Annotated in this window: 9 protein-coding genes, 1 pseudogene and 1 riboswitch; all 10 genes and pseudogenes read right to left on the bottom strand. The window is 32.0% G+C overall.

Translation table 11 applies throughout. The annotated features are described in order from the left end of the window. Nucleotides 1-370 (bottom strand): annotated as a pseudogene (locus HMPREF9129_RS11670) (diaminopimelate dehydrogenase); the annotation flags it as partial. Between the two features lie 2 nt (nt 371-372). Beyond that, a complete protein-coding gene (gene dapB / locus HMPREF9129_RS05010; protein WP_004821020.1) occupies nt 373-1,104 on the bottom strand; it encodes a 4-hydroxy-tetrahydrodipicolinate reductase in 732 nt (243 codons plus the stop codon). Then, nucleotides 1,101-1,982, bottom strand: a complete 882-nt coding sequence (gene dapA / locus HMPREF9129_RS05005) for a 4-hydroxy-tetrahydrodipicolinate synthase (RefSeq protein ID WP_004821019.1) — start codon at nt 1,980-1,982, stop codon at nt 1,101-1,103. Before dapA ends, dapB begins: the two co-directional genes overlap by 4 nt. Nucleotides 1,983-1,990: 8 nt before the next feature. Beyond that, nucleotides 1,991-3,151, bottom strand: a complete 1,161-nt coding sequence (locus tag HMPREF9129_RS05000; RefSeq protein WP_004821017.1) for an aspartate kinase — start codon at nt 3,149-3,151, stop codon at nt 1,991-1,993. Between the two features lie 62 nt (nt 3,152-3,213). Continuing rightward, a riboswitch (Lysine riboswitch) is annotated at nt 3,214-3,352 on the bottom strand. Between the two features lie 127 nt (nt 3,353-3,479). Beyond that, nucleotides 3,480-4,013 (bottom strand): phospholipase A2 family protein, encoded by a 534-nt coding sequence (locus HMPREF9129_RS04995; protein WP_004821016.1) that lies wholly within the window; start codon nt 4,011-4,013, stop codon nt 3,480-3,482. Nucleotides 4,014-4,339: 326 nt separating this feature from the next. Beyond that, entirely contained in the window at nt 4,340-5,854 is a 1,515-nt protein-coding gene (locus tag HMPREF9129_RS04990; RefSeq protein WP_004821015.1) for a glycoside hydrolase family 26 protein, read from the bottom strand. 113 nt (nt 5,855-5,967) lie between these two features. After that, entirely contained in the window at nt 5,968-6,405 is a 438-nt protein-coding gene (gene rpiB, locus HMPREF9129_RS04985) for a ribose 5-phosphate isomerase B (RefSeq protein ID WP_004821013.1), read from the bottom strand. Then, nucleotides 6,405-7,361, bottom strand: coding sequence for an NAD(P)-dependent oxidoreductase (locus HMPREF9129_RS04980; protein WP_004821012.1), 957 nt, complete (start codon nt 7,359-7,361; stop codon nt 6,405-6,407). Before HMPREF9129_RS04980 ends, rpiB begins: the two co-directional genes overlap by 1 nt. Before the next feature lie 144 nt (nt 7,362-7,505). Then, on the bottom strand, nt 7,506-7,715 hold the full coding sequence (locus tag HMPREF9129_RS04975; RefSeq protein ID WP_004821009.1) for a hypothetical protein: 210 nt from the start codon (nt 7,713-7,715) through the stop codon (nt 7,506-7,508). A gap of 17 nt (nt 7,716-7,732) precedes the next feature. Then, nucleotides 7,733-8,902, bottom strand: coding sequence for a homoserine dehydrogenase (locus HMPREF9129_RS04970; protein ID WP_040552339.1), 1,170 nt, complete (start codon nt 8,900-8,902; stop codon nt 7,733-7,735). Nucleotides 8,903-9,124 lie beyond the last annotated feature (222 nt).

The raw sequence follows: 9,124 nt of genomic DNA, 5'->3' as shown, positions 1-9,124 counted from the left end.
AAATAAAACCTGGGTCCCAGCCTGTTGAAATAAAAGAAACTAAATTATTTTCTTTTGAAATTCTATCCATCTCACTAAAATATTCCGGAATTTTTGCGTGAGTGTCAAATGAATCCACTGTGTTAAAATTCTTTGCAATCTCAGGCCCCATTTCAGGAATATCTATTGCTGAACCAAGAGCTAATACTATGACGTCTATTCTGTCTTTGTAATCTAAAATATTTTTCAAAGACTCCATTCTTTCATTATTAATAGAATTAGGGTCTCTTCTTGTAAAAATTCTAACAAGCTCCATATTTTCTTCTAAGTCAATTAAAGCTTCTAATGACCTACCTAAATTTCCATATCCAACTATACCTACTTTTATCATCTTTATCCCCTCATTACATCTTTCATATCATAAATTCCGTTACTTCTTTCAACTATAAACTCACAAGCTTTTAAAGCTCCGCTTGCAAAAATCTTTTTAGAACCCGCTTGATGCTTTATCTCCAAAACTTCATCAAGTCCCGCAAATATAACTGAGTGTTCTCCTACTATACTACCTGCTCTTACTACTGAAATCCCAACCTCTTCAGCTTTTCGCTTCTCACTCATCTGTGTTCTGTCATACACAGCCTCTGCATTTTCTCTCTCTTCTTTTACTGAGTCAAATAACATTTTCGCCGTTCCCGAAGGTGCGTCAACTTTTTGATTGTGATGTTTTTCTATTATTTCTATATCAAATTCTTTTAAAGCTTTCGTCAATACCTTCACCACTTCGCTCATTACATTCATTCCCATAGAGAAATTTTTAGAATATACAATTGATATTTCTTTCGACAATTCTAAAATTTTGCCCTCTATTTCTGAATCAAGACCTGTTGTTGCAATCACAAGTGGTTTTTTAACTCTTTTTGCAAAACAAAGTACATCGTTCGTTATGTTTCTATTAGAAAAATCTAAAATTACATCAAATTCTTCTGCTACATCTTCAAATTTATCGTATACTTTTATACCATTGATATATTTTGACTCAGAAGCATATCCAGCAACAACTTCATTTGTTAAACTCAGCACTGTACTTCCCATAGCACCAGTTATCCCAACTAAAAATATTCTCATAACCTACCAAGTCCTTTTAAAATTCTTGAGAGTGTTTCTTTAGTATTTTCACTCGCTTCATAAAGTGGTAATCTCAAGTTACAAGCTTCATAACCTAAAATTTGCATTGCAGCTTTTAATGGAATAGGGCTTGCTTCCATAAATAATGCGTCTATAAATTCTTTAAACTTAAGTTGGATTTCTCTTGCTTTTAAAATATCTCCGTTGAAAAATGCTTCGCACATCTCATGTACTTCCCTTGGAAAAATATTTGCCCAAACTGATATAACTCCTATACCTCCAAGAGATAATAGCGGTAAAACTACATCGTCATTTCCTGAATAGATATCAAAATTTTCATCTATCATAGAAGCAACCTTTGCTGTGTATCCCAAATCTCCAGTCGCATCTTTTAGTGCTACAAAATTATTCATCTTTGAAATTTCAACTACACTCTCAGGCGTTATTCCCATTCCAGTTCTACCTGGAACAGAATAAGCTATCATTGGTATATTTACAGCATTGTCCATTGCTTCATAATGTTTTAAAAGTCCCATTTGAGAAGTCTTATTGTAGTATGGTGTAACTTGAAGTAGGGCATCTGCTCCAACATTTTCTATCATCTTTGATAAATTTATTCCGTGTCTTGTGTCGTTTGAACCAGCCCCAGCTATTACAGGTATTCTTTTATTTACTTTATCTACTGTGAACTTTACAACTTCAACTTGCTCTTCGTCTGTCAAAGTTGAAGCTTCACCTGTTGTTCCAACTATTACAATTGCATCAGTTTTGTTTTCCAAATGATACTCTAATAACTCATCCAACACACCGTAATTTACACTGCCATTTTCATTAAAAGGAGTAACCAATGCAACTCCACTACCTCTAAAAATACTCATCTCGCACCTCACAGTTCAAATTCACGAATCAATAAACTCATAACTTTTTCTTTTACCAACGTATCCACAATTATTGAAATTGATATTTCAGAAGTTGAAAGTCCGTGAAAATTTATTCCGTTAGAATTTAATAAATCGAATACTCTCGCTGCAACTCCCGGTTGATTTCTCATAGCATTTCCTATTATGCTAACCTTTGAAACATTTTCTACAAATTCAAAATCGTCAGCAACTTTTTCAATCAAATCTCTTTCATCCACCACAGATGTGAATCTTACAAGAGTTTTCCCCTCAGTGTCCATCTTTGAAATTATGTCTATATTTACATCTTCCTTAGCCAAATTTAAAAATAGCTCAGCAACAGATTCATTCCTTAAAGTCTTTTTCACTAATAAAATATTATCTTGAACAGATAAATTTGAAATTATACTTTCTTCCACGTTTTCCTCTCCTATATATGTTCCCAACACATTTGCACTATTAAGCGCAACGTAAATTCTTATTCCGTACTTTTTAGCAATCTCAACAGACCTTGGATCTATTATCTTTGCACCTAAGTGCGCCATCTCCATAGCTTCATCATAAAATACTTTTGATAACTTCTTCGCCTCACTGTGAAATCTTGGGTCAACTGTGTATATCCCATCTACATCAGTGTATATTTCACAATCCACTCCAAGTTTCGAAGCTATTGCAACAGCCGAAGTATCCGAGCCACCTCTTCCCAAAGTTGAAAAATCTTCTTTAGAATTCATACCTTGAAACCCAGTAACAATTACAATGTTGTCTTCAGATAACTCGCGTTCTATTCTCGAAGTATTTACATCAACAACTTTTGCAAATCCATATCTACCTTTAACCTCAAAACCCGCTTGAGCTCCATTTAAAGCTATCGCCTTTTCTCCAATTTCGTTTAACGCAATTGCAAGTAGAGAAGCTGAAACCATCTCTCCTGTTGCCAGCAACATATCTAGTTCACGTCTTGAAGGATTTTTAGAGAGTGCTCCAGCAAGGCTTAGTAGTTCATCTGTAGTATCTCCCATGGCTGATACTACACAAACTATGTCGTTCATTCCGTTTTTTCGACGTTTTAAAATCTCCGCAACTTTCTTTATCTTTTCTATTGTGGCAACTGAACTGCCGCCAAACTTCATAACAACTCTTTTCATAATCCCTCCTTTAAATACAAAAAAACCATGAGCAAAAGCACCATGGTTTACTTTCGCCCCCGATTTGTAAAAGCACCTCTATCCAAAAGCGGGCACTCTTAGATAGACAGTTATACGCATATTCTACGCATCCCCAGGTTTCCCTTCGGCGAATTCCCCTTTCATTTCTTACTGATGAAATTCGCAGCCTCTTTTACAATCGTCTGTTTTTTTAAATTGTATATACTCTAACACTTAAATAAATTAAAGTCAAACTATTTTTTCAATTTATCTATTCTTTGGTAAATTATCTTTAAATCTCTTTCATTAATAATTGTTTTATAAAAACTCATTGATTCTTATATCCAAACAAAACTCTTAATGCCATAGCATATTCTTTTTTCCTACTCCCATCTTGAGCAAATTCTATCACCCAATCTAATTCCTTACAAAATTGGATACTACAACCCGTGTTATCTTTGTTGTATAAAGAGCATTTAGCAAATCCTTTACAAGCTGCATCTAAATCATCAATAGGATTTTTATCCCATCCATTATTATCTTTTCCACAAAAATTCCCATATATTACTTTCTTAGATACATTATTATCTTCTGTTTCTTCTAAATTTCTAAATTCCCAAACATCAGCTAAATCATTTACTAAATTTCCTAAATTTATTACTTTTTCTCTAACTCTATCTTTTTTAGCTTTTTCTAAGTTGAAGTATCTCTCTCCATTCTCTTCAACCATATATTTTGAAACATCACTCATAATTTTTTTATCACTATTATAATATTTCATATAAACTTTACTAAATCCTATAGCAAATATAATTATAAATAATCCTATATAAACAATAGTTCTCTTTGATAGATTTTTCATATTTCCTCCTAAGTACTATCAATAAATTTTACCATATTTCCCTAATCACTATTTTTATGGTATCACTGTATATTTTAAATAAATTTTAATGCATCTAAATTTTTTATAAAGTTAGATTATCACATAAATTACACTATATAACTTCTTTATAATAAATAACCTTGAGAATTCGTTTTCATTGATTTGATATAGATTATATCATAAACCTTTTATTATGACTATTTACTAAATATTCATCTTTCTTTTAAATATAAAAACTGGCTTATAATTAAATTATAGGCCAATTTTATATTTTTGATTTTATAAACAAAGTTTATTTTTTCAATTTATCTATTCTTTGGTAAATTTTCCTTAAACACTTGCAACACTTCTTTTGGTTCATCAATTTTATAGGTTCTTGCAGGATTTTTGTTTTCATCTAAGTCAGTTCCACTGAACCAAATAGCCACTTTTATCTTGTCGAACTTTTTTAAAGCCTCAAACATATCTCTAGTCCATTTGACTTTATCTCCTCCAACTGTTGAAGAAGAAAACTCTGTTATCATAAGTGGTTTGTCGTATGAATTCACCATTTTTTTATAAAGTGGTGTATAGAGTTCATCAAATGTCTCCCATTTTTCAAATGAATAATAATTTCCGGTGTTGTAAAGTGTCATTCCAACTATGTCGTATTTCTCAACGCTTGGTCTGTATTCTGAACCGTCATTAAAATTAAAGTTTGGGAAATTTCTGCCGTTTGGGTTAAACACATATAATATATATGGATTTGCTCCCTCTTCTTCAAATATTTTGTAGATGTAGTTATAGAATTCTCTGTAAATATCAGAATCAAGCCCCGTATTGTAAGCTGAGTAAGCGCACCAATCTCCGTTCATTTCATTTCCTATTCTAAATAAAATAGGCAACTTTTTAACTTTTATCATTCGTGCAAGCTCTCTGAAATAATTTTCGTACTTTCCATCTAAAACATCATAGGTTTGATTTTCTCCGTCCACTATTTGAGATTGGAAAGTTAACTCAACTGTCTTCTCTTGTATCATAGCCACATCAAGTGCATCTTTTACTTGAGAATTTGGAAAACTAAAATCGTGATACACCAATGCATATTTAAATTTATGTCCTATTTCTGACTCAACATTTGTAGTGTCTGGAAATCTCCAAAAATCCACTGAATACAATCCCCAAGTTGTCGGATGCTCTGAATTAAAATCTTTTTGATATACTTCCAATGTCTTCTTATCAAGAAGTCTATCAAAGTTTCCATCTTTCATACTATTTGGCACTTTTTCAGGAGCTTTAGGATTTTTTGCAACATCAAACTTAATTGACTCCACCATTGGCACAACCAATTTTTCATTTATCGGTGTGCTACTCTTAATCATAACTGTAAGAGCTTTTCCTCCTAAGTTTTTAAACAGTATCATATAATTAGGTTTGTCATTTTCAATTGCACTTAAGTGTTGTCTTGTGAATTTTATCTTGTGCATATTCCCCAATTTTGTGCTAACTTTTCCATCGAATGATACTTTATGTTCTTTAGTGTTTCTTACTCCTCTTAGTGAATAATACTCATATGTTTCATAGTTGAAGTCTTTGTTCAAATCTTGAATAAAAATTTTCATATTCACATCAAAGAAGTTAATTTCTGTAGACAGCAAATTTCTCTTCATTTCGATTTCAGAATTTACCGGCACTTGAATTCTGTAACCATCTTGATAATTTCTCAACCACTTTGTGTAGTCATTTATCTTTTCTGTGTCAAAATTTGATGCGAAAATTTTTGTTGGTATCAACATAAAGATAAATACAATTAAAATAATTTTAGTTATAATTTTGTTCATACGCCCTCCTCATACTATAGAAAGTATACTTGAATTAACTCACTTTTGAAAGCCTTTAAAATAAAAGAACTCTCCAACTTTTAAAAATTGGAGAGCGTAATAAAATCATTTTATTATTTTTCTATTTCCAGCATCTTGTCGATTCTTCTTTGATGTCTGCCACCTTCAAATTCTTCTGCTAAAAATTCATCAACTATTAGCTTTGCAAGGTCTTCGCCAACAACTCTAGCGCCAACTGCAATTATTTGAGCATTGTTATGTCTTACACTCATCTTTGCTGAATATGGTTCTGAGCATACGCAAGCTCTAATTCCCTTTACTTTGTTCGCAGAAATTGAAATTCCAACTCCTGTTCCACAAATTAAAACTCCTTTTTCAACTTCTTCTGCTAAAATTGCATTTGCAACAGCTTTTCCGTAGTCAGGATAATCTACTGAATCAAGCGAATGTGTTCCATAATCTACAACTTCATAGCCTTTAGCTTCTAAATGTTCTTTCAATTTTCCTTTTAATTCAAACCCTGCGTGGTCTGACCCAATTCCAATTTTCATTAATTCACCCTATTCCTTAAATTTCTCTTGGCAATATAATCCTCTAAATTATCTGCCACTGCATTTCCCATTTCAAGTCTTGCCTCTTCTGTTGCATTTCCAAGGTGTGGAGCTAATACAACATTATCTAATTCAAGCAATTCCTCTGTAACATTAGGCTCAAATTCATATACATCAAGCGCCGCTGAACGTATCTCTTTATTCTTTAGAGCTTCTGCAAGAGCTTTTTCATCAACCAAAGGTCCTCTTGCTGCATTTATCAAATGTGCCGTAGGCTTCATCATCTTAAATTCTCTTTCCCCTATCATATGCTTTAACTCAGGAGAAAAAGCAGTGTGTAAAGACAAGAAATCTGAATTTTTTATCACTTCATCCTTTGATAAATACTCTATTCCTAAAGCTTCTATGTCTTCTTTTCTATTTCTTGAATAATAAATTACATTCATATCAAATGCCAATGCTCTCTTTACAAGATTTTTGCCTATATTTCCCATACCTATTATACCAAGAGTTTTCCCTTTTAGTTCCTCACCAAGAAAATAAGTTGGTCTCCAACCAAAGAATTTACCTTCTCTTAAATTCTTTTCGCCTTGCACTATCTTTCTTGCAGTTGCAAGCATTAGAGCAAAAGAAAGTTCAGCAGTAGAAACTGCAGATGACGGCGCAGGAGCATTTGTCACATCAATTCCATTCTCTCTCGCAGCTTTTATATCCACATTGTCATATCCAGCGCCATAATTTGCAACCAACTTCAAATTTTTAGCATTCTCACTCTCTAAAACTTCTCTTGTTATCTTATCTGAAAGCGGACATATCAAGACCTCTACACCTTTAAGTCTTTCGACTATCTCATCATTTTTTAACGGTATATTAGAATCTTCATAATCAACTTCACACAAATTTTCAATTCTCTGTAAAATTTCTTTAGGTACTCTACTTGTTATAAAAACTTTCAATTTAGCCTCCTATCTTACCTTTCATATCTTCAACGTGAGTTAAATCTATAGCTTCAAAATTTTCTACAATTAATTTTTTAGAAAATAAACTCTTTTTCAATGTTATTATAAAATCATTTCCGATAAGTTCTTCAGCCTTTTGACCTATATAAATTTTTTATCTTCATACTGTTTTACAACATAATTTTTCTCATCAACTGTGCCGTTTCCAAAACTTACATTCATATCAAATTTTGGATTTACAGCATTTGCACAACATGACGCGACTCTATCAAAAGAAATTTCAGAGTTTATAACTATATAATCAGCATTATTTTTATTTAAATACTCCATTGCTTCATTACTTATTTTCAATTTATCACGACCTTTATTTAAATTTCATACCTCGCCATAAAATAATCTTCACAATTTAATTTTTCAATTAGGGTTTCTCTCGATACATTCTCAGTTTTAAATACCTTATATTCTCCAATAACTTCTTCAGATTCAACTTCAACATCTAAACTAAAATCTTTTGGAACTCTGACATAGTACTTAGCATCTATTTTATTGCTACAAATTAAACTCTCATCCGTTTTAACTTTTAGTGCCGCTCCTCTTAGCACATCAATCACATCTGAAACAATTGCATTCCCAGTCGGTAGACTTCCAGCGCCTTCGCCTTTAAATACAAGTGAAGAGTAGTTTTCTCCAAAAATTTCCACACTATTATCCGCGCCTTCGATATTGTATAAATTATCTCTCTCATCTAAGACAACAGGTTCTACCACGGCTGAAAAAGCTTCGCTCTCAAGCACACTCTCTGCCATTAACTTAACCTTTAAATTCTTAGACTTTAAATATTCGATATCTGTATCATTTATCTTAGATATACCAAATCTCAAAATGTCTTCATTTTTTACAATGCCATTAAATGCAATTGTAGATAATATTGTCAACTTTCTAAGAGTGTCTACGCCTTCCACATCATCATATGGGTCACTCTCTGCATATCCAAGTTCTTGAGCGTCTTTTAAAACTTCTGAATAAGATTTTCCTTCGTTATACATTCTACTCAACAAATAGTTAGAAGTGCCGTTTAAAATTCCTCGCACTCTATTTATTTTATTTATGATAGCTTGGCTCTTTAATGGAGTTATTATTGGAATACTTCCTCCAACAGCGGCTTCATATAAAAATGATACCCCATTTTTATCAGCTAATTTATTAAACTCATCAAAATATTCACTTACAACTGCTTTATTAGCTGAAATAACGTGTTTTTTGTTTTCAAGAGCTCTTTTTATATACTCATAACTTGATTTTAAATCTCCTGTCATCTCAACAATTAAACTTATATCTTCGTCATCTACAATTTCATTAAAATCAGAAGTGAAAATTGCTCTTCCATCTTCTGTGGTAACATTTATATTTCTTCTCAATATTTTTTTTACTGTTACTTCATCGCCTACAAAGTACTCTATTTCACTTTTCTTTTCATTAATTATCTTGTATGCACCTTTCCCAACTGTGCCATATCCTAAAAATGCTATATTTATCATCAACTTTTCCCTTTCTCTTTTGGATTTATTATACCACTCATTTAAAATTATAAGTATAAGTTAATGAATATATGATATTGAAAAATAGTTATTATAATGCTAAAATACTTAAAAAGACGGGAGGAAATAGATGATAAATTTAGCAATACTTGGTGCGACAGGGCTTGTCGGACAAAAAATGAGAAGAATTTTAGCTGAGAGAAACTTTAAATTTGATAATAT

It is taken from the genome of Peptoniphilus indolicus ATCC 29427, assembly GCF_000227315.1.
Classification (GTDB): domain Bacteria; phylum Bacillota; class Clostridia; order Tissierellales; family Peptoniphilaceae; genus Peptoniphilus; species Peptoniphilus indolicus.
This window is presented reverse-complemented; position numbering and strand designations above follow the sequence as displayed.

What these genes read in the sequence shown, in the direction of transcription:
- dapB (WP_004821020.1), bottom strand. Translation starts at nt 1,104, where the DNA reads ATGAGAATATTTTTAGTTGGGATAACTGGTGCTATGGGAAGTACAGTG.
- dapA (WP_004821019.1), bottom strand. Translation starts at nt 1,982, where the DNA reads ATGAGTATTTTTAGAGGTAGTGGAGTTGCATTGGTTACTCCTTTTAAT.
- HMPREF9129_RS05000 (WP_004821017.1), bottom strand. Translation starts at nt 3,151, where the DNA reads ATGAAAAGAGTTGTTATGAAGTTTGGCGGCAGTTCAGTTGCCACAATA.
- HMPREF9129_RS04995 (WP_004821016.1), bottom strand. Translation starts at nt 4,013, where the DNA reads ATGAAAAATCTATCAAAGAGAACTATTGTTTATATAGGATTATTTATA.
- HMPREF9129_RS04990 (WP_004821015.1), bottom strand. Translation starts at nt 5,854, where the DNA reads ATGAACAAAATTATAACTAAAATTATTTTAATTGTATTTATCTTTATG.
- rpiB (WP_004821013.1), bottom strand. Translation starts at nt 6,405, where the DNA reads ATGAAAATTGGAATTGGGTCAGACCACGCAGGGTTTGAATTAAAAGGA.
- HMPREF9129_RS04970 (WP_040552339.1), bottom strand. Translation starts at nt 8,902, where the DNA reads ATGATAAATATAGCATTTTTAGGATATGGCACAGTTGGGAAAGGTGCA.